The sequence below is a fragment of the Kushneria sp. EE4 genome, from assembly GCF_977968315.1.
Genome location: NZ_OZ386212.1, coordinates 745089 through 763379 on the forward strand (window position 1 = coordinate 745089; position 18291 = coordinate 763379).

Annotated in this window: 17 protein-coding genes; 4 read left to right on the forward strand and 13 right to left on the reverse strand. The window is 60.8% G+C overall.

Annotated features, from left to right (window positions below):
* Positions 1-88: 88 nt before the first annotated feature.
* The 4 genes from ACXMYO_RS03355 to leuS form a co-directional block, all read right to left on the reverse strand.
* Positions 89-1192, reverse strand: coding sequence for a DUF5924 family protein (locus ACXMYO_RS03355; protein WP_457807806.1), 1104 nt, complete (start codon positions 1190-1192; stop codon positions 89-91).
* A gap of 4 nt (positions 1193-1196) precedes the next feature.
* Positions 1197-2270, reverse strand: a complete 1074-nt coding sequence (gene holA / locus ACXMYO_RS03360) for a DNA polymerase III subunit delta (protein WP_438766767.1) — start codon at positions 2268-2270, stop codon at positions 1197-1199.
* Positions 2271-2283: 13 nt separating this feature from the next.
* Entirely contained in the window at positions 2284-2829 is a 546-nt protein-coding gene (locus ACXMYO_RS03365; protein ID WP_457807807.1) for an LPS-assembly lipoprotein LptE, read from the reverse strand.
* A 92-nt stretch (positions 2830-2921) separates the two neighbouring features.
* Positions 2922-5513: a leucine--tRNA ligase gene (gene leuS / locus ACXMYO_RS03370; RefSeq protein WP_457807808.1), complete on the reverse strand. Its 2592-nt coding sequence runs from the start codon at positions 5511-5513 to the stop codon at positions 2922-2924.
* 299 nt (positions 5514-5812) lie between these two features.
* On the opposite strand from leuS, the gene ACXMYO_RS03375 reads away from it, so the two are divergent.
* A complete protein-coding gene (locus ACXMYO_RS03375; RefSeq protein WP_438768393.1) occupies positions 5813-6367 on the forward strand; it encodes a zinc ribbon-containing protein in 555 nt (184 codons plus the stop codon).
* A 4-nt stretch (positions 6368-6371) separates the two neighbouring features.
* Here ACXMYO_RS03375 and ACXMYO_RS03380 read toward each other — a convergent pair whose 3' ends face one another.
* From ACXMYO_RS03380 to miaB, 7 genes are all read right to left on the reverse strand, one after another.
* Positions 6372-7781 (reverse strand): MFS transporter, encoded by a 1410-nt coding sequence (locus ACXMYO_RS03380; RefSeq protein ID WP_438766772.1) that lies wholly within the window; start codon positions 7779-7781, stop codon positions 6372-6374.
* A gap of 145 nt (positions 7782-7926) precedes the next feature.
* Positions 7927-8670 carry an ElyC/SanA/YdcF family protein gene (locus ACXMYO_RS03385; protein WP_438766774.1) on the reverse strand — a complete coding sequence of 248 codons (744 nt, stop codon included), beginning with the start codon at positions 8668-8670 and terminating at the stop codon, positions 7927-7929.
* Positions 8671-8700: 30 nt separating this feature from the next.
* Complete coding sequence (gene lnt, locus ACXMYO_RS03390; protein ID WP_438766776.1) at positions 8701-10188, reverse strand: apolipoprotein N-acyltransferase; 1488 nt, start codon at positions 10186-10188, stop codon at positions 8701-8703.
* 97 nt (positions 10189-10285) lie between these two features.
* Positions 10286-11179, reverse strand: a complete 894-nt coding sequence (locus ACXMYO_RS03395; protein WP_438766778.1) for an HlyC/CorC family transporter — start codon at positions 11177-11179, stop codon at positions 10286-10288.
* The gene (ybeY, locus tag ACXMYO_RS03400; RefSeq protein ID WP_457807809.1) at positions 11176-11703 is read right to left on the reverse strand and encodes an rRNA maturation RNase YbeY; all 528 of its coding nucleotides are present in this window, start codon (positions 11701-11703) and stop codon (positions 11176-11178) included. The genes ACXMYO_RS03395 and ybeY overlap by 4 nt, the downstream gene beginning before the upstream one ends.
* Positions 11700-12701 (reverse strand): PhoH family protein, encoded by a 1002-nt coding sequence (locus ACXMYO_RS03405; RefSeq protein ID WP_438766782.1) that lies wholly within the window; start codon positions 12699-12701, stop codon positions 11700-11702. Before ACXMYO_RS03405 ends, ybeY begins: the two co-directional genes overlap by 4 nt.
* Before the next feature lie 170 nt (positions 12702-12871).
* Complete coding sequence (gene miaB / locus ACXMYO_RS03410; protein WP_438766784.1) at positions 12872-14221, reverse strand: tRNA (N6-isopentenyl adenosine(37)-C2)-methylthiotransferase MiaB; 1350 nt, start codon at positions 14219-14221, stop codon at positions 12872-12874.
* A gap of 332 nt (positions 14222-14553) precedes the next feature.
* Between miaB and ACXMYO_RS03415 the strand changes: the two genes are divergently transcribed.
* The 3 genes from ACXMYO_RS03415 (at position 14554) to ACXMYO_RS03425 (ending at position 16370) form a co-directional block, all read left to right on the forward strand.
* Positions 14554-14880 carry a DUF1820 family protein gene (locus ACXMYO_RS03415; protein WP_438766786.1) on the forward strand — a complete coding sequence of 109 codons (327 nt, stop codon included), beginning with the start codon at positions 14554-14556 and terminating at the stop codon, positions 14878-14880.
* Positions 14881-15078: 198 nt separating this feature from the next.
* Positions 15079-15690, forward strand: a complete 612-nt coding sequence (locus ACXMYO_RS03420; RefSeq protein ID WP_457807810.1) for a TIGR04211 family SH3 domain-containing protein — start codon at positions 15079-15081, stop codon at positions 15688-15690.
* 2 nt (positions 15691-15692) lie between these two features.
* Entirely contained in the window at positions 15693-16370 is a 678-nt protein-coding gene (locus ACXMYO_RS03425) for a thiopurine S-methyltransferase (protein ID WP_457807811.1), read from the forward strand.
* 37 nt (positions 16371-16407) lie between these two features.
* Here ACXMYO_RS03425 and ACXMYO_RS03430 read toward each other — a convergent pair whose 3' ends face one another.
* Together ACXMYO_RS03430 and cysW are read right to left on the reverse strand one after the other, a co-directional pair.
* Positions 16408-17466 carry a sulfate/molybdate ABC transporter ATP-binding protein gene (locus tag ACXMYO_RS03430; RefSeq protein WP_457807812.1) on the reverse strand — a complete coding sequence of 353 codons (1059 nt, stop codon included), beginning with the start codon at positions 17464-17466 and terminating at the stop codon, positions 16408-16410.
* Positions 17463-18290 (reverse strand): sulfate ABC transporter permease subunit CysW, encoded by an 828-nt coding sequence (gene cysW / locus ACXMYO_RS03435; RefSeq protein ID WP_457807813.1) that lies wholly within the window; start codon positions 18288-18290, stop codon positions 17463-17465. The genes ACXMYO_RS03430 and cysW overlap by 4 nt, the downstream gene beginning before the upstream one ends.
* Position 18291: the final 1 nt, after the last annotated feature.

The window sequence follows — 18291 nt, forward strand, 5'->3', positions numbered from 1 at the left end:
GTTATCCGTTGGCCATGATTGATCGGGCGCCGATGCCTTGAATGATCGCGCCTCGATACAGGTTAACGTTTGTCTGACAGGGCAGGAATCAGTCCGTCTGATCCCGGCGCAACCAGCCGATGCCTGGCGTTCTTTCGAGACGGCCATCGGCCCGGCGGGCCCGGCCGACATCGTCGACAACGTCAAAGCGTATCACGCCCAGGCGCTGTCCGGCATCCGTTACGACATCAACCTGCCACTGTCCTGCCACATCGGCGCCAAAGTGCTGCTTGCGGGACCACGCGCGATATCCCCGGCCGCGACCGCCCTGAATGGTCAGATCGATCTCGTCGACCACCTCGCCCCTGTGGCGCCAGACATGTCGAATGTGCTCGTTCAGCCCCAGGGGAGCATGAACGGCCGTATAGGCATAAAGCCCGTTGGCGCGCAGGTTATCGGAGGTGAGCACCATGCTGCCTCGTGGTTCGCGCTCGGCCGTATCAAAGGAAGGGGAAAGGGCGCTGGCATTGATCCATAGCGTGGCCGGCGGGATAAAGGTACGCATCGCCCAGGCGCCACCGCTGATGCCTGCGGCCAGAACGACCAGCACCAGCCAGCGCCAGGCCCGGTCGGGGCGCAAAATGCTGATCAGGCTGGGCAGCGCCACCAGTGGAAAAACGATGGCGGCCAGCATCAGACTGGTACCGGTAGACAGACGCAGCAGCAGCGGCCCAACCACCAGCAGCACGGCAAATACGCACAGGGCGTGATAGCTGAAATAGAGCCATCGCCGCTTTTCGGCAATCCGGAAATAGAGCGGATCCACGATGGAGACAATGGCACAGATCACCAAAAGGCCGGTAAAGATGGCCTGGCCGCTGTCCCAGACGGTGGTGATCAAAAAAAAGGGCAAGCAGAAAAACAGGGTTTCCTGATGGGTCAGCTGCGCGCAAAAAGTGGCCAGAAGCCGTGGCAGTGACGAGTGCTCACGGTGGCGGTGCCACCAGCTCCAGAGGCTTTCAAGCGAGAGCAATACCCAGGTCAACAGCAGGGCCAGCGCCAGCCATGCGCCCAGATTCTGCTGACGGCTGATCAAAAAGAAGCTGAAAATGCCGCTGCCGAAGCTGATCAGCGGCCATAGCCAGTAGTAGCGACGCAGCCAGTGATAGAGCCGCTCAAGGCGTGCAGGCACAAGATGGGGCAGGCTTGTCATGGTCTTATCCACGCCCGGGCGTCGTGATGCGATAGCTGTCCGGCATCTCTGCCAGCATGCCGCGGCCGCCGGCGAGCGTCAGGGCCAGGTCGGCAAGGCTTGCCCAGGTCGGCAGGGGCGCTGCGCCCTTGATGGCCTGGTCAATACGCTGTGACAGCAGCAACAGCTTGTGCAGGCGCTTCAGGGGCAGCCGTTTCAGGGCCTGCTGATACTGGGGGCGACGCTTTTCCGGAATCATCGGTCTTTGCGCCTTGCAGGCATGTTCAAGGCTCTGGCCCTGATCCATGTGTTGACGAACGGAGAGCAGGGTACGCAGCTCACGAGTCAGTGCCCATAGCACCACGGGCGCCTCGATGCCTTCTTCCCTTAGTCCGGAGACAATCCTGACCGCGCGGTCGCGTTCGCCGCGCAGGCAGGCATCCGTCAGATTGAAGACATCATAGCGGGCACTGTCCTCAGTATCGGCAGCAACCGTTTGCGCATTGAGTCGCGCCCCGGCCGGGTGGACCAGCGCCAGTCGAATCAGCGCCTGATCGGCGGCCAGCAGATTGCCCTCGGTGCGCTCGGCCAGCAGCCGCGCCGCCTCCTGATCCAGCTCCAGGCCGTGACGTCCGGCTCGGTCGCGCACCCAGAAGTGCAGTCGCTGATGGTCGATGGGCCATATCGGAACATGAACCCCCTTGCCTTCGAGCGTTTTAAACCATTTGCTCTGCAGCAGGCGCCGCTCCATGCGCCCGGCGCTGATCAGCAGGATATCGCTGCTGTCATCGGCCTGCTGCGCATAGGCTTCCAGCGCCCGCGCGCCTTCCTGGCCGGGCGACTGTGAGCCCAGTCTCAGCTCGATCAGTCGGGACGTGGCAAAAAGAGACAGGTTGTTGGCGCTGTCCATCAGCTGATGCCAGCCAAATCCCTGTTCCACCTGCAGGATTTCACGCTCCTCGACGCCCGCTTCGCGCGCACGGCTTCGGATCGCATCGCAGGCCTCCATATGAAGCAGCGGCTCTTCGCCGGCCACGATATAGATGGGCGAGAGCCGGCGGGTGAGCTGCTCGGAGAGCTTGTCAGGGTAGACCCTCATTCAGGCTGACCCGTCAGGAGGAGGATGTCGACGATGCGGGCTGAACCGTACCGGTGGCATCGGGCTGAAAGGTCTGCAGCCGATCAATCAGGCGGCGGGCCGCTTCCTGATGCAGCTCTTCCCTTAACGCCTCGCGGGCATCATCACGTGTGAGCAGCTGATCGCTGCTGGTGTAGAAGGTGCCTGTCACGACCACGCTTTCCTGGCTGGCCAGATAGGCACCATCGTCGACCCGCTGCAGCGACCAGGGCACGGTCAGGGACAGCTGACGCTCCTGGGTGCCGGCATCGCCATAGGTCAACTCGCGTTCCTGGAATTCCTCCGAACCCAGATTAAGGCGCAGGGGCGCCTGATCATTGAGCGTGACACCGGCGCTGTTGAGCTCCTGGGTGACCTGACGGGTCAGTTCGCTGGTCGGGCCACTGGCGCTTTCCAGCGCCAGCTCACCAAGGGTCAGCGTGCTGCCGGGGCCGGTGCCGCGAAGCTGAAAGCCGCAGCCGGCCAGTATCAGTACCAGACCGGCGCCTGCCAGGCCTGCAAGAAACGAGCGTCTTTTCACCTTGAACTCCTTGTGCGCCGTGCTGACAGCGCAGGCAATGTTGTCCTGTTGCCCCGCCATGCACCGGCGGGGCGAGCACTGGAAGGTTCGGTTTATCCGACCACGATATTGATCAGCTTGCCGGGTACCACGATCACCTTGCGTACCGTCTTGCCCTCGATATGGCGCTGCACGTTGGCATCCGCCATGGCCTGGCGTTCGATATCGTCGCGTTCGGCACTGCTGGCCACGGTAACGCGCCCGCGCAGCTTGCCGTTGACCTGTACGGCCAGCTCGACGCTGTCACGTGCCAGCGCCTGTTCGTCGACCTGTGGCCACTCGGCATCGATCACGGGTGTTTGATGCCCCAGATGCTGCCAGAGCGCATGCATGGCATGCGGTGTGATGGGCGCCAGCAGCAGTACACAGGCCTCCAGCGCCTCGCGCACGACGGCCAGGCCCCGGGCGCTGGTGTCCTCAAAGCGCGAGATCGCGTTGGAAAGCTCCATGACGGCGGCGATCGCCGTATTGAAGGTGACACGCCGACCGATATCGTCGCTGGCCTTGGCAATGGTCTCGTGCGTCTTGCGCCGCAGCGTGCGCTGATCATCATCGAGCGCTTCAGCGGTCAGTGCTTCCGGCGTGCCGGTCTCGACATGATCGATGACCTGGCGCCAGAGGCGCTTGAGAAAGCGATGCGCGCCTTCAACGCCGGAATCGGACCACTCAAGCGACTGCTCGGGCGGGGCGGCAAACATCATGAAAAGGCGTACGGTATCGGCACCGAAGCGATCGATCATGGACTGCGGATCAACGCCGTTATTTTTCGACTTCGACATCTTCTCGATGCCGCCGGGCGTGACCGGTTCGCCATCGCTGATCAGTCGTGCGGTCAGGGGGCGGCCGCGCTCGTCACGCTCGACCGTAACCTCCAGTGGGTTGAACCAGTCGCGGCCGCCGTTGGGCAGCTCGCGATAGTAGGTTTCGGCAACCACCATGCCCTGAGTCAGCAGCCGCTTGAAGGGTTCGTCGCTTTCGACCAGACCGAAATCGCGCATCAGCTTGTGGAAAAAGCGCGCATAAAGCAGATGCAAAATGGCGTGCTCGATGCCGCCGATATAGATGTCTACCGGCAGCCAGTAGTTGGCACGCTCGTCCAGCATGGCCTGATCGTTGTCGGCGCAGCAAAAGCGGGCGTAGTACCAGGACGACTCCATGAAGGTATCGAAGGTATCGGTCTCGCGAACCCAGCCGTCGCCCAGATCATAAAAAGCCGGCATCTTTTTCAGCGGTGACCCGGTGGCGTCAAACTCGACCTCCCGGGGGAGCTCGACCGGCAGCTCGTCATCGGTCAACGGGACGGTCTGGCCTTCGGGGCCGTACTTGACCGGAATCGGAGCCCCCCAGTAGCGCTGGCGGGCCACACCCCAGTCACGCAGACGGAAATTGGTTTTCACCACGCCGCGGCCTTCCTGCTCAAGACGCGCAGAGATGTTTGAAAAGGCAGCGTCAAAGTCGAGCCCGTCGTACTCACCGGAATTGATCAGTGTGCCGTGCTCGGTAAAGGCGCCCTCGGACAGATCGGGCGTTTTGCCATCATTGCCGGCAATGACCGGGACGATCGGCAGCTCGTATTTTGTCGCAAATTCCCAGTCGCGCTGATCGTGACCCGGAACGGCCATGACGGCACCGGTGCCGTACTCCATGAGCACGAAGTTGGCCACAAACACCGGCAGTCGATCGCCGCTGATGGGATGGAGTGCTTCAAAGCCGGTGGCCAGCCCCTTTTTCTCCATGGTAGCCATGTCGGCTTCCGAGGTGCCGCCCTGGCGACACTCCTGGCGAAAGGCCGTCATGCCTTCAACGTGCTCGCTGGCGGCTTCGGCCAGCGGGTGGTCCGCGGCCACGGCCAGATAGGTCACGCCCATCAGGGTGTCCGGACGGGTGGTAAACACCGTCAGGGCATCGCCGCTGTCGGGCAGGGCAGGGCCGTCATCGGCCACACTGAAGCTCAATTCCAGGCCTCGTGACTTGCCGATCCAGTTACGTTGCATGGTCTTGACCTGCTCGGGCCAGTCAACATGCTCCAGATCGGCCAGCAGCTCTTCGGCGTAGTCGGTAATCTTTAAAAACCACAGCGGGATATCGCGGCGCTCGACCAGCGCGCCCGAGCGCCAGCCGCGACCGTCGATGACCTGTTCATTGGCCAGCACCGTCTGATCGACCGGGTCCCAGTTGACCGTGGAGTTTTTCTTGTAGACCAGCCCCTTTTCGACCAGACGCGCGAAAAACCACTGTTCCCACCGGTAATAGTCGCTGTCACAGGTGGCAAACTCACGGTCCCAGTCGTAGGCAAACCCGAGCGCCTTGAGCTGGTCGCGCATGTAGTCGATGTTCTGGTGGGTCCAGTCGCCGGGCGCGACACGGTTTTTGATTGCGGCGTTTTCCGCCGGCATGCCAAAGGCGTCCCAACCCATCGGCTGGAGAACGTTTTTGCCCTGCATGCGCTGAAAGCGGGAGACGACATCACCGATGGTGTAGTTACGCACATGCCCCATGTGTAGTTTGCCGCTGGGATAGGGAAACATGCACAGGCTGTAATACTTTTCGCGATTGGCATCTTCAACCGCCTTGAAGCAGCGGTTTTTTTCCCAGAACTGCTGGGCGGTGCGTTCGATTTCGAAGGGGTTGTATTGTGCGTCCATCGTGTTCGTCTTGAAGCCTTGGGCCGTTGGGCAGCGACGCCCTGAAAATGTATGCGGGCCGAATGACCGATGGTCGAGGCAGCGAAACGACGTCATGATGTCATGAACATCGTTCTGGACAGCGTGCCCCGAGAAGTCAATGCTTGAAATGACGACATCGACCCGGCCGCTGGTGGTGATCAAGGATACCCGACTCGGCCAGTGACAGGTAGGCCCGAGCCGCGACGTTTATCTCATCGGGTACACACGAAAGGAGCGCGATCATGGCAGAGCACGACAAACCCGCAAAAGACCACGATATGGTCTCTGAAACCCGGCAAAACGAGACCGTCGGCGCAGCCTCCGGGGCATCTGACGAGCCCGGTTCCAACCGCTTGTCGGAAGCCTACGAGCGTATCGTCGCCCGCTTTAACGATCGCAGCGATTCGCTGTCCCGTGAAGGCATGCAGCAGGAGCTCGATGAGGCTCTGACCTTTGAAGCCGATGTCGAGGAGTTTACTCGTGACGAGCTGGCCATCCTGCGCGCCTGGGTCGAGCGTGACGTCAGCGACTTCCGACGTTATCTGGTCAGTGGCGGGGAGAGCCTGGCAGGCTTTCTGGGCATTGATCTGAGCATGCTTTCCGACCGGCTGCGCCAGGGGCTTTTGTCAGTGGCCGACCGTACCGCGCTGGATCAGTGGCGCTTCGAGGAAGAGCTCGAGGTGGCGCGCGCTGATTATACCGAAGGGGAAGTGGTGGCACCGGGCCGCATGGCCTGCGTTCACTGTGAGCATCCTGTCATACTGCACTATCGACAGCTGCTGGAACCCTGCCACCAGTGTGGTCATCGCTATTTTCAGCGCGCGGGGGACTGATCGATCAGGAAGGCATGGCCGTTGCCTTTCGTTTCAACGGTACGGACTGGGCATGCCAGGTGGCCTCGTCATCGTTGAGCACACGATGTGCAGACTCCGGCAGGCGCGAGCCGCCGATAAAGGCAAGTACGGCAATGGCGATCAGATAGAACGCGGGTGCCAGCGAGTAGCCGGTCAGGCTGATCAGCCATGTGGCCATCAGCGGCGCGGTGCCGCCAAAAATCGTATAGGCCATGTTGTAGCACAGGGCCGATGCCGTATAGCGCACCCGGGTCGGGAACTGCTCGGCCATCAGAACCGCTGTCACCACGCCACACATCACCGCCCCTATGGCCAGAAGTGAAGCCCCCAGCATGGCAGGCAGCAACTCACCGCTGCCGGCCAGATAATAGGCCGGCAGCACCGCTACGATCAGGCATGCACAGGCCCCGCGTATGGTGTTTCGTCGCCCGATACGATCCGATAGTCGCCCTATCACCGGGCAAAGCAGTCCCGAAAAGACAAGCGCCCCCAGACTCGCCAGCAAAGCGGTCGTGATGCTGGCGCCGCCTGCTACCTGCATGTAGGTCACCATATAGGTGGTGAACATATAAAACGACAGCGCCGTGGCGGAGATGAAAGCGCTCAGGCAGAGGATGGTGGCACGATGCATCTTCACCGTTTCACTGACCGTGGTGTGGGTCGTTTCGGGCGCCTTTTCCAGCGCCTTGAAGGCGGGGGACTCTTCCAGATGCAGACGCATATATAATCCGACCAGCCCCAGCGGCGCGGCGATCAGAAACGGGATACGCCAGCCCCAGGCCTGCATGGCCCCTTCGGACATGACGGCCCCCAGCAGCAGGGTCAGTCCGGCCGCGCAAGCAAAGGCCAGAAAGGTGGATACCGGAATCAGGCTGCCGTAGCGCGCCTTTTGATGAGGCGGGGCGTGTTCAATCACATAGGTACAGGCCCCGGCATACTCGCCGCCGGCCGAGAACCCTTGAATGCAGCGGGCCAGTGCCAGCAGGATCGGGGCCATGATGCCGATGGCACCGTAGGTGGGCAATACGCCGATCATTGCCGTGGCCCCGGCCATTAAAAGGATGGTAATGGCCAGCACCCGCTTGCGGCCGATGCGATCGCCCAGTCTGCCAAAGAAAAGGCCACCGATCGGGCGCAGGGCAAAGGAGACGGCAAACACCGCGAAGGTCTGCAGCAAAGCGAGCGCCGGCTCACCCGGGGGGAAGAAGTGCCGGGCAATAATGGTGGCGAGAAAGCCGTAGACGGCAAAATCGAACCACTCCACGAAATTGCCGATGGCTGAGGCAACGATGACCTGATGCATGGCCTTGCGCTTTTCCGGCGACAGAGGCGCATGGGCAGAGGCGTAGTGGTCATCGCTGCCGGATGAACCGATATGATTATTGTTGGACATGGTGCATTCCTGAACAGATGAGCAACGTTGGGCGGGATGCCCGCCTGTTCAGTTTGCCATCAGTCATGCCGGAAGACCTCACCAGAGCGCCACCGACATTGTCAGAGGCGACGCCGGCAGACGCAGTGTCTATCGGTGGGCGATTCTATCGACCGGCAAGCCACCCGGCATATTCATGCAGTGCCCAGTAGCTGTTGCCCAGAGCCGTCATGTCGGGGGAGAAGCTGCGCGGGCCAAAACCTGCGCGCGCCGTGAAGGCAGTAGGGGCGGCCAGAACGGTCATGCCTTCATTTTTAAAGGCGCGCTGGGCACGGGGCATGTGCCAGGCACTGGTCACCAGGATAATGGTGTCGATGTTCTCGTCACGCAGCATTCGGGCGCTGTAGATCGCGTTCTGCTCTGTATTGCGGCTTTGTATCTCCCGCCACTGCACGGGCAGCCCAAAGCTTTTTTCAAAGCGAAACGCCATCAGATCCGCCTCGGGCGGGCGCCGCGTGCCGCGTCGTCCGCCGCCGCCGGTGATCAGTACCGGCAGGTCGGTCTCACGCTTGATACGGGCGCCGTCGGCCAGCCGCTGCATGGCCATGGGGGTGACATCATCATAGCCGTCAAGCTGGGACTGTCCGAAAAGACGCCCGCCGCTGAGAATGACGATGGCCTGTGCCTGCTCCCACTGCGCCTGCGTGGCGATGGGGACAGCACTTTCCAGCGGGTCCATCAGTAAAGTGGCAACGCGCGATGTCGACAGCGCCCAGAGCATCAGCACCACGGCAATGCCGAGGCGTTGCCCCCAGCGCCGACGCCAGCGCCAGACCACGACGAGTGCGAACAAAAGCGCCACGATAATGATGCCCGGCGGCAGGAGATACATCTTTAAAAGCGTCAGCATGGTGGTGGTCTCTGCCAGGGCATCAAAAGATCAAGGGGCGTTTCGATGGCGCCCGTGAGAGCGCAAGATACCACCACAAAGCAACATTAACAGTGCCAGAGAAAGCGTCGGCCAGCTGCCCGTGCGCGTAAAGGGGGTCAGGCCCTCCATCGGGCGAATGGCGCCGTTGAGAACGGCCGGCTCAAAGCGCGGTGCCTGCGCCATGATGTGACCATCCGGCGCCACGATGGCGGTCATGCCGTTATTGGTGGCTCGGATCAGATAGCGGTTGTTCTCCAGCGCCCGCAGCTGCGCCATCTGCATGTGCTGCAGCGGCCCGATGGAGTGACCAAACCAGGTGTCGTTGGAAATGGTCACCAGCGCGTTGGCGTTTTCTGCACGCGCGCGCACCAGGTCGGGATAGACGATTTCATAGCAGATGGCGACGCCAAGACGCAGCCCGTGCGCCTGAAGCGGCGGCTGGTCATCGCCGCCGGCGCCAATATTGCCCATCGGGATATTAAATATTTGCAAAAGCCCGCCCAGCAGCGACTCAAGCGGCAGATACTCCCCGAACGGCACCAGATGTGCCTTGCGATACTGGCCCGGCGTCTCCCCCAGCGAAATCATGCTGTTGTAAAACCTGCCGCCTTGATCGCGCTGCATGATGCCTGTCATGAGCGTGCTGTCGGCCGGCAGTGTCGACTGCACGCGCTGCAAAAACGGCATGGCCTGTTGTTCCAGCATGGGCAGCGCCGTTTCCGGCCAGATGACGATGTCGCTTTCCAGCCCGTGCTGGCGGGTCAGACCGAAGTAGGTATTCACCGCATCGCGCTGGCCATCGGGCGTCCATTTGCTCAGCTGTGCCAGATCCCCCTGTACCAGCGAGACCGTGACGTCATCACCCGAGGGTCTGGCCCACTGCATGGGCAAAGCCAGCGGTATCAGCCAGAGCGCAGCCAGCGGTGCCAGCAGCCACCAGGTGCGCGATAAAACCAGCCCGGCCAGCAGCGCACCGCTGAGTGCTACCACCAGTGACACGAGATAGACGCCGCCCAGCGGCGCGAGGCCGGCCAGCGGTGAGCTGACATGGGCGCTGCCCAGAAAAAGCCAGGGAAAGCCGGTAAAGGCCCAGCTGCGAAATGCCTCGCTCAGCGCCCAGGCGCCGGCAAAGGCCACGATGTTGAGTCTGGAGGCGGCGCAGAGGCGGTACAAAAGCGCCGGCAGCATGACAAAAAGCGCCATGGTCACGATGAAAAGGACCGTCAGCACAACGGCCAGCGGCCCACCTGTATTGCCGTAGTCATGGATCGAGACATAGACCCAGGAGGCACCGCTTCCGAACAGGCCGACGCCAAACAGCCAGCCACGCCAAAGGGCCTGACGCAGGCTGACGTTTTGAAGCACGATATAAAAAACTGCCAGCGCCACGGGGCCAAGCCCCCAGAGGTTAAAGGGCGCGAAGGTCAGGGTCGTGAGGGCGCCGGCCAGCAGGGCAAGAAGTGAACCGACGCCGCGGCGCTGTAGCAGGGAGATCATGCGGCATCCTCTGACATGAAAAACGGGCAGGCAACCAGGCCTGCCCGCAGCAGGATTGACAGGGCAGGTACGTGATCAAACCTGCTGGTGGTCGGTATCAATGATCGGGCTGGGATATATCGTCTGCGGCATTTTTGACATCGGTACGGGTGGCCTGCAGCCAGCGAATGCGTCGGCTGTCGGCGTTCATGACCGTAAATCGCCAGTGATCCAGCTCGGTGGACTCGTTGCGTGCCGGCAGATGCCCGAAGCGCTGCATGACCAGACCGCCAACCGTGTCGAACTCCTCATCGGAGAAGCTGGTCTCGAAGCGCTCATTGAAGTCATCGATGGGCGTCAGCGCCTTGACGGCGTAGGTGCCGTTACCCAAGTCACGGATATCGTCTTCCTCGTCGATATCGTGCTCATCCTCGATATCGCCAACAATCTGCTCGAGAATGTCCTCGATGGTGATGATGCCGGCTGTACCGCCATATTCATCCACCACGATGGCCATATGATTGCGCGTATCACGGAACTCGCGCAGCAGGTTGTTGAGCCGCTTGGATTCCGGAATAAACAGGGCAGGCCTTAACACCTCACGCAGTCTGAAGCGCTCGCGCTCCTCGCTGTCCTGAAGAATCAGCGGCAGCATGTCCTTGACCAGCAATACGCCGACCACTTCATCGAGATTGTCATCGATGACGGGATAGCGTGAATGGGCGGTCTCGCGAATGATGGGCAGGCATTGATCGGGAGAGTGGTCGGCCTGGATGGCCACGATCTGAGAGCGGGGCACCATGGCTTCGCGGGCCTGCATGGTGCTGATATCAAAGGCCCCCTCGATGATGGTTAGTCCATCCTGATCGAGGCTCAGTCGCGCGGAGGCTTCCTTGAGAAAGCTGATCAGCTCATCGCGACTGCTGGGTTCTTCGTTATCGCCGGAAAAAGCGCCGATTATTCTGTCAAGCCAGGATCGGGATGGCTGACTTGCCGGTCGGTCATCGCTCATGCGTCGGTTCTCTTCTCCTCGGATACCTGATGGCTGTCGTGTGTTCCCGAACTTTCGGAAACAACAGCATAGGGATCGGAAATACCCAGCGTGGACAGGATGTCCCGCTCGAGCTGTTCCATGGTCTCGGCCTCATCATCATCAATGTGATCAAGGCCCAGTAAATGAAGCGTACCATGCACGATCATGTGGGCGAAGTGATCCTCGAGGCGCTTGTGCTGCTCAAGCGCTTCGCGTTTGACCACATGGGGGCTGACAACCAGATCACCCAGCAGGGGCAGAGGAACGCCCGGCGGCACCTCGAAGGGAAAGGAGAGCACGTTGGTCGAGCTGTCGCGGCCACGATAGTCGTGATTGAGACTGCGGCTTTCCTCTTCGCTGGCAAAGCGTACCGTCATCTCGCGGCGCTGCTCTGCCGGGAAATGATCGAGCACGGTGGTCAACCAGTGCTCGAGTGTCTGCTCGTCGGGAAGTGCGTCAAAGTCGACCGCCACCTGGCAGTCGACACAGACCGCTTCACTCATGAGTGGCGATCCTCTTCGGACTCGTGCGCCTCATAGGCATCGATGATGCGTGCCACCAGCGGATGGCGAACCACATCCTTGGAGGCAAAGCGGGTCATGCTGATACCGTCGATGTCCTTGAGCACGTTGAGCACGTGGATCAGGCCCGAATTCGTGCCGCGCGGCAGATCCACCTGAGTAATGTCGCCGGTAATCACGGCCGTGGAGCCAAAGCCGATACGCGTCAAAAACATCTTCATCTGTTCGCGCGTGGTGTTCTGGCTCTCATCGAGGATGACAAAGGCATTGTTGAGCGTACGCCCGCGCATATAGGCCAGCGGCGCAATTTCGATCACCTGCTTTTCGATCAACTTGTTGACCTGTTCAAAGCCGAGCATCTCGTAGAGCGCGTCATACAGCGGGCGCAGATAGGGGTCGATCTTCTGGGCCAGATCCCCCGGCAGAAAGCCGAGTTTTTCGCCGGCTTCAACGGCCGGGCGTACCAGAAGAATGCGGCGCACGTCCTGCTGATTGAGCGCTTCCACGGCGGCGGCAACGGCCAGATAGGTCTTGCCGGTACCGGCAGGGCCGATGCCGAAATTGATGTCGTGATTGCGAATGTGTTCAACGTATTGCTGCTGATTTTGCCCGCGCGGCTTGATGACGGCGCGTGGGGTTCGCAGGATCACGCCTTCGCGCGGCAGGTCGTCGTCTTCATCCTCGGCGATCGATTCAAGGCCCGATTCCTGCAGATAAAGATGGACCGTTTCCGGCGACAGGGTCTGCGTCTGGGTCTCGCGGTACAGATGCTCCAGCACGTTGGCGGTGGCCTTGACGCGTGCGGCATTGCCGGCCAGCTGAAACTCGTTGCCACGGTTGCGCACCGTCACTTCGAGACGCTGTTCGATCAGATGAAGATGTTCATCCTGCTGACCACTGAGATTGGCCAGCCGCATGGGGTCATTGGGTTCCAGCGACAGCTGAAGAATACGATGCGAGTTGGCAGTTTTCTGGGTCAATGTTGGGTCCGGTCGTTGCGTCGTTGAAGGGCAGCCTGGCTCTGATGGCGTTCGGGAACAATAGCACCAATTATTCGATCGAAAAGGAGAAGACGCCATCGCGGCTGGTTAACCGCGATGGCGCATCCGGCCGGGACAGGCAACATGACATCGAGTGTGCGTCTGTCGGCTCAGTATTTCCGGTCGGAAATCAGCTCACCCCTTAAAGAGTTGGGGAAGGCTTCCACGATTTCAACATCGACGAAATAGCCGATCAGATCGATCGGATTGGCGGCGCGGAAGTTGACCACACGGTTGTTTTCGGTGCGCCCGGAAAGCTCGCCCGGATCCTTTGGCGAAAAGCCCGACACCAGAATCCGCTGGGTGGTGCCCACCATGCGCCGAGAGATGGCAACGGCGTTCTGTGTAATGCGATCCTGCAGGATCTTCAAACGCTGCTTCTTGACCAGCTCCGGGGTCTCGTCCGGCAGATCGGACGCCGGGGTGCCGGGACGTTTGGAATAGACAAACGAGAAGGAGTGATCAAAGCCGATGCGCTCGATCAGATCCATCGTGTCCAGAAAGTCCTGCTCGGTCTCACCGGGAAAACCAATGATGAAGTCCGAGGAAAAGCTGATATCCGGACGTTTTTCACGAATGCGCTCCATCTTGGCGATGTACTCCTCGCGGCCGTGACCGCGCTTCATCGCCTTCAAAATCCGGTCGGAGCCCGACTGTACCGGCAGGTGCAGATGGCTGACCAGCTCCGGAATCTCGCCAAAGGCCTCGACCAGACTGTCGGTGAACTCCACCGGGTGCGAGGTGGTAAAGCGGATGCGGTCGATACCATCAATTGCTGCCACGGCTGCAATCATTTCGGCCAGATCGATCTCTTCGCCGGCCTCGTCCATGCCGCGGTAGGCGTTGACGTTCTGGCCCAGCAGATTGATTTCGCGCACGCCCTGTTCGGCCAGATGCACGACCTCATCGAGCACGTCCTCGAACGGGCGTGAAATCTCTTCACCGCGGGTGTAGGGCACCACGCAGAAGCTGCAGTACTTCGAGCAGCCTTCCATGATCGATACAAACGACGAGGCGCCATCAGAGCTGGGCGCCGGCAGACGATCAAACTTCTCGATTTCCGGGAAGGTGACATCCACCACCGAGATCAGATTGCCGCTCTCACTGCGGTTATTCATCATGTCCGGCAGGCGGTGCAGGGTCTGCGGGCCGAACACCATGTCGACATGGGGCGCGCGTTTTTGAATATTGTCGCCTTCCTGACTCGCCACGCAGCCGCCGACACCGATCACCAGGTCCGGGTTGGCCGCCTTGAGCTTTTTCCACCGCCCGAGCTGATGAAATACCTTCTCCTGCGCCTTTTCGCGAATCGAGCAGGTATTGAGCAAAATGACATCTGCTTCGTTTTCATTGTCCGTCAGTTCAAGCTGATGGGAGTCGCCCAGCAGGTCGGCCATGCGAGCCGAGTCGTACTCGTTCATCTGGCAGCCGTGGGTCTTGATGAAGAGTTTCTTCGTCATGGGCCTTGGATACACATACTAAAAAGTGGGTGTCAGACGATGATCCAGCGATGACGGCACAAAAACGGCCGTGCTTTCGCCCTACCATCGAGAGAAGTGTCGCAAGCGGTCGCACAGCGACCCGGAAATGGCGAAATTATACGCATGGGGGCAGGCACAGGCCAGCACGCGCTTGTGTAGTGAAAAATGGTCTTTGTGTATCAACACGTGAGCAGGCTCATGACGGGCGCCATGAGCGCAAAAGCCTATGATAGACTCCCGCGCTTGTTGCGGCCCCTGACCGGGCCGCAGCGGTCATCGGTCCGGCGCAACACAGTGAGGATTGAGCGTACATGGCGGCAAAGCCTCTTTATAGAATCAGTTTCCTGCAGCAGGGCGAGCTCTGGGAGCTCTACGCACGCGATATCTTTCAAAGCGAGCTCTGGGGCTTTATCGAGATCGAGGGTGTGGTGTTTGGCGATGACACGAAGGTCGTGGTCGACCCCGGCGCCGAAAAGCTGCGCCGCACCTTTGAGGGCGTCTCGCGCAGCTATCTGCCGATGAACGCCATCGTGCGCATTGATGAAGTCGAGCGTGAGGGTACGCCAAGAGCGGTCAAGGCCGAGGGCAATGTGACCGCCTTCCCGGGCGCCATGCACTGGCCGCCGCGGGAAGAATAGAATTCATCTGAACATTTTTTGAACAAAATGGTGTCATGGCCTGTCAGTCGGGCGCTTTGTGAGTCATGTGAGCAGGTTGTCCCGTAGGTTATCCACAGAAACTGTGGATGAGCAATGGTCTCGGGTATCAGGTAATCGGTACGTCCGGCTCAGGCATCATGATGTAAATATATTTTTTGACGAACCAATGACTCCACCATGAAAACAATTGGAAAACTCTGCGTCGGTATTTTGTTGGGTGTCGGTATCAGCACCGCCCACGCTGAAGAAGCCCGCTGGGTCAGTGATTCGCTATCGACCTATGTCCGAAGTGGTCCCACCGACAGCTATCGCATCGTGGGAACGGTAGATGCCGGCCAGCGCGTCACGCTGGTTGAAGTCCAGGGCGATTACAGCCGTATTCGTACCGAAGGCGGCGACACCGTCTGGATTCCCAGCGATGACCTGCAGTCAGAGCAGAGCGTGCAGGAGCGAGTACCGGAAATGCAGGAGCGCGTGCAGACCCTGACGCAGCGCCTGGAAGGGATCGACGACGAGTGGGACCAGCGCGTTGCCGACATGAAAAGCTCGCTGCAGAGCAGTCAGGCTCGCGTCAATGAACTCCAGACCACCAATGATGACCTCAATGCCCAGCTCACCCAGGCGCAATCGAAAATGCGCGAGTATCAGGCAAGGCTGGATACCGAGCGCGAGGATCTTTTGATGCGCTACTTCGTCTACGGCGGCAGCGTCGCGGGCGGCGGCCTGATACTGGGGCTGCTCGTGCCGCATCTGCCGCGACGTCGTAAAAAGCGCGATCGCTGGTTCTGATCATGTCGTCAACTTCAGGGCAGGGCAACGAGCAGTGGTTTGAGCGCTGGCGGGAAGGGCGCATCGGCTTTCACAGCGATGACGTCCAGCCCATGCTGGCACGTTACTGGTCCGCCCTGACGCTGGCGGCGAATGCCCGGATACTTTTGCCGCTGTGCGGCAAAAGCGGCGATATCCACTGGCTGGCACAAAAGGGCCATCCGGTACTGGGCGTTGAGCTGGTGGAAGAGGCGGTCACAGGCTGGTTCCAGGCGCAGAACGAGGCGCTGCCCGCGGTACAATCACGCACGAACTTTGAGCGTTTTGAAAGCCTTGAACGCTCCGACAGGGCCGCCGTGACGCTGGATGTCGGTAACTTCTTTCATCTCGAGGCAGGCCTGAGTGACGACATCGGTGCCTTTTATGACCGTGCGGCACTGATTGCGCTGCCGCAAGCCGCCCGTCAGCGCTACGCGCTTAAAATGGCCGAGCTGTGCCGGCCCGGCGTAGAGGGGCTTTTGATCTCGGTGGTGCGCGATGAAAACCGTGATCAGGGACCACCCTACGTGGTCACCGATGAGGAAGTCGCGCGGCTTTTTGCGCCCAACTTCGAGCTGGAAAGGCTCGGAGAACAGCGTGACGAGCGCGGCATGACCGACATTGCCTGGCGTCTGCGGCGCAAAACACCATTGTCGGGCTGACAAGCGCCTAACGGTGACAGGCCGCGCGCGCTTGTGATCACGCCGTTTCGGGTTCGAACCGGTGCCAGCGCGAGGGGATGAGGTAAAAGTTTGCGCCGCGCTCCGGCTGCAGTCGATCAAAGTCATGATGTGTGATGCTGGCAAGCCAGGGCGTGTCCATCCAGTCAGCGGTCAGCTCGACGCGCACGTCACTGCCCACCGGTGACACGGCATCCACCGTGACCGGCAGGTGCGCGCGGCCGTCCGGGGCGGTGGTCAGCATCAGCTCATGGGGGCGCAGCAGCACCTCATCGGGTGCAATGTCTGAGTGCTCCATCGCAATCCAGGCGTTGCCCTGCTGTAGCCGCCCGTCTCGATATTCACCGCCGAAGCGGTTGGTTTCGCCCAGAAACGAAAAGACAAAACGATTGGCCGGGGCGCGGTAGAGCGTCTGCGGCGTATCGATCTGCTCGATTTGTCCGTTGCTCATGACCACGACGCGGTCGGAAAGCTCGAGTGCCTCCTCCTGATCGTGGGTGACAAAGACACTGGTAAAGCCGAACTCCTCGTGCAGATGTCGGAGCCAGCGGCGCAGCTCCAGTCGCACCCTGGCATCGAGCGCGCCGAAGGGCTCATCCAGCAAAAGCACCTCGGGCTCGACGGCCAGAGCGCGGGCCAGCGCCACGCGCTGCTGCTGGCCGCCGGAGAGCTGGGACGGCAGGCGTTTGGCCAGGGCGTCAAGGCGGACTCGCTCGAGCAGATGCTGCACCCGATCGCGGATCTCGGCACTGGAGGGGCGCTCGCCGGCCGGCCGGGCCCGCAGACCAAAGGCCACGTTTTCAAACACGCTCATGTGACGAAAGAGTGCGTAGTGCTGAAAGACAAAGCCGACCCGGCGCTTTCGCACGTGGACATGGGTCACGTCGCGCTCGCCAAAGTGAATCGAGCCGCCATCCGGCGCTTCAAGGCCTGCAATGATGCGCAAAAGCGTGGTCTTGCCGGACCCCGACGGGCCCAAGAGCCCCACCATTTCCCCTTTTTTGATCTCCAGCGACAGCGGATGCAGGGCCGTCGTGTTGCCAAAGCGTCTGGAGACACCGCTTACGGTAATGCTCATGCTGTTTTCTCCCGACGATGGGTATGCCACTCAAGCAGTGCCTTGATCATCAGCGTCACGATGGCAAGGGCGGCCAACAGGGCCGCACTGGTGAAGGCGCCCACCGTGTTGTAATCCTGATACAAAAGCTCCACCTGCAGCGGCAGATTGATGGTTTCACCGCGAATGCTGCCCGACACGACCGAGACGGCGCCGAACTCGCCGATGGCGCGGGCATTGGTCAGAATCACCCCGTACACCAGCGCCCAGCGAATGTTGGGCAGGGTAATGCGGCGAAAAAGCGTCCAGCCACCGGCGCCCAGCGTCACGCCGGCTTCTTCCTCGGCGCTGCCCTGCGCCTGCATCAGGGGAATCAGCTCGCGCGCCACGAACGGACAGGTCACGAAAATGGTCACCAGCACCATGCCGGGCCAGGCAAACATCAGCTGCACGTCCTGTTCGGACAGGATGCTGCCCAGCCAGCCGGTACGACCGTAGAGCAGCAGATAGAGCAGACCGGCCACGACCGGCGAGACCGCAAAGGGGATATCGATCAGCGTCTGCAAAAGGCGCCGACCGGGAAAGGCAAAGCGGGTCACAAGCCAGGCCAGAAAGATGCCAAAGATCAGATTGACCGGCACGGTCAAAAGCGCGATCAAAAGCGTCAGGCCGATCGCCTCCCGGGTAAAGGTGCTGGTCAGGTTCTGCCAGAACGGCGCCATGCCTTCGGCCAGGGCCTGATAGAAGATGCCGGCCAGCGGGATGACCAGAAACAGCGTCGTCATGATCACGGCCAGCGAAATCAATACCAGCCGTGTGGCGGCACCATCACCAATGCGCTTCATG

Coding starts and splice junctions, on each gene's coding strand:
- ACXMYO_RS03380 (WP_438766772.1), bottom strand. CDS start 7,781: ATGTCCAACAATAATCATATCGGTTCATCCGGCAGCGATGACCACTAC.
- lnt (WP_438766776.1), bottom strand. CDS start 10,188: ATGATCTCCCTGCTACAGCGCCGCGGCGTCGGTTCACTTCTTGCCCTG.
- ACXMYO_RS03395 (WP_438766778.1), bottom strand. CDS start 11,179: ATGAGCGATGACCGACCGGCAAGTCAGCCATCCCGATCCTGGCTTGAC.
- ACXMYO_RS03415 (WP_438766786.1), top strand. CDS start 14,554: ATGGCGGCAAAGCCTCTTTATAGAATCAGTTTCCTGCAGCAGGGCGAG.
- ACXMYO_RS03355 (WP_457807806.1), bottom strand. CDS start 1,192: ATGACAAGCCTGCCCCATCTTGTGCCTGCACGCCTTGAGCGGCTCTAT.
- ybeY (WP_457807809.1), bottom strand. CDS start 11,703: ATGAGTGAAGCGGTCTGTGTCGACTGCCAGGTGGCGGTCGACTTTGAC.
- ACXMYO_RS03420 (WP_457807810.1), top strand. CDS start 15,079: ATGAAAACAATTGGAAAACTCTGCGTCGGTATTTTGTTGGGTGTCGGT.
- ACXMYO_RS03375 (WP_438768393.1), top strand. CDS start 5,813: ATGGTCTCTGAAACCCGGCAAAACGAGACCGTCGGCGCAGCCTCCGGG.
- leuS (WP_457807808.1), bottom strand. CDS start 5,513: ATGGACGCACAATACAACCCCTTCGAAATCGAACGCACCGCCCAGCAG.
- miaB (WP_438766784.1), bottom strand. CDS start 14,221: ATGACGAAGAAACTCTTCATCAAGACCCACGGCTGCCAGATGAACGAG.
- cysW (WP_457807813.1), bottom strand. CDS start 18,290: ATGAAGCGCATTGGTGATGGTGCCGCCACACGGCTGGTATTGATTTCG.
- ACXMYO_RS03430 (WP_457807812.1), bottom strand. CDS start 17,466: ATGAGCATTACCGTAAGCGGTGTCTCCAGACGCTTTGGCAACACGACG.
- ACXMYO_RS03425 (WP_457807811.1), top strand. CDS start 15,693: ATGTCGTCAACTTCAGGGCAGGGCAACGAGCAGTGGTTTGAGCGCTGG.
- holA (WP_438766767.1), bottom strand. CDS start 2,270: ATGAGGGTCTACCCTGACAAGCTCTCCGAGCAGCTCACCCGCCGGCTC.
- ACXMYO_RS03385 (WP_438766774.1), bottom strand. CDS start 8,670: ATGCTGACGCTTTTAAAGATGTATCTCCTGCCGCCGGGCATCATTATC.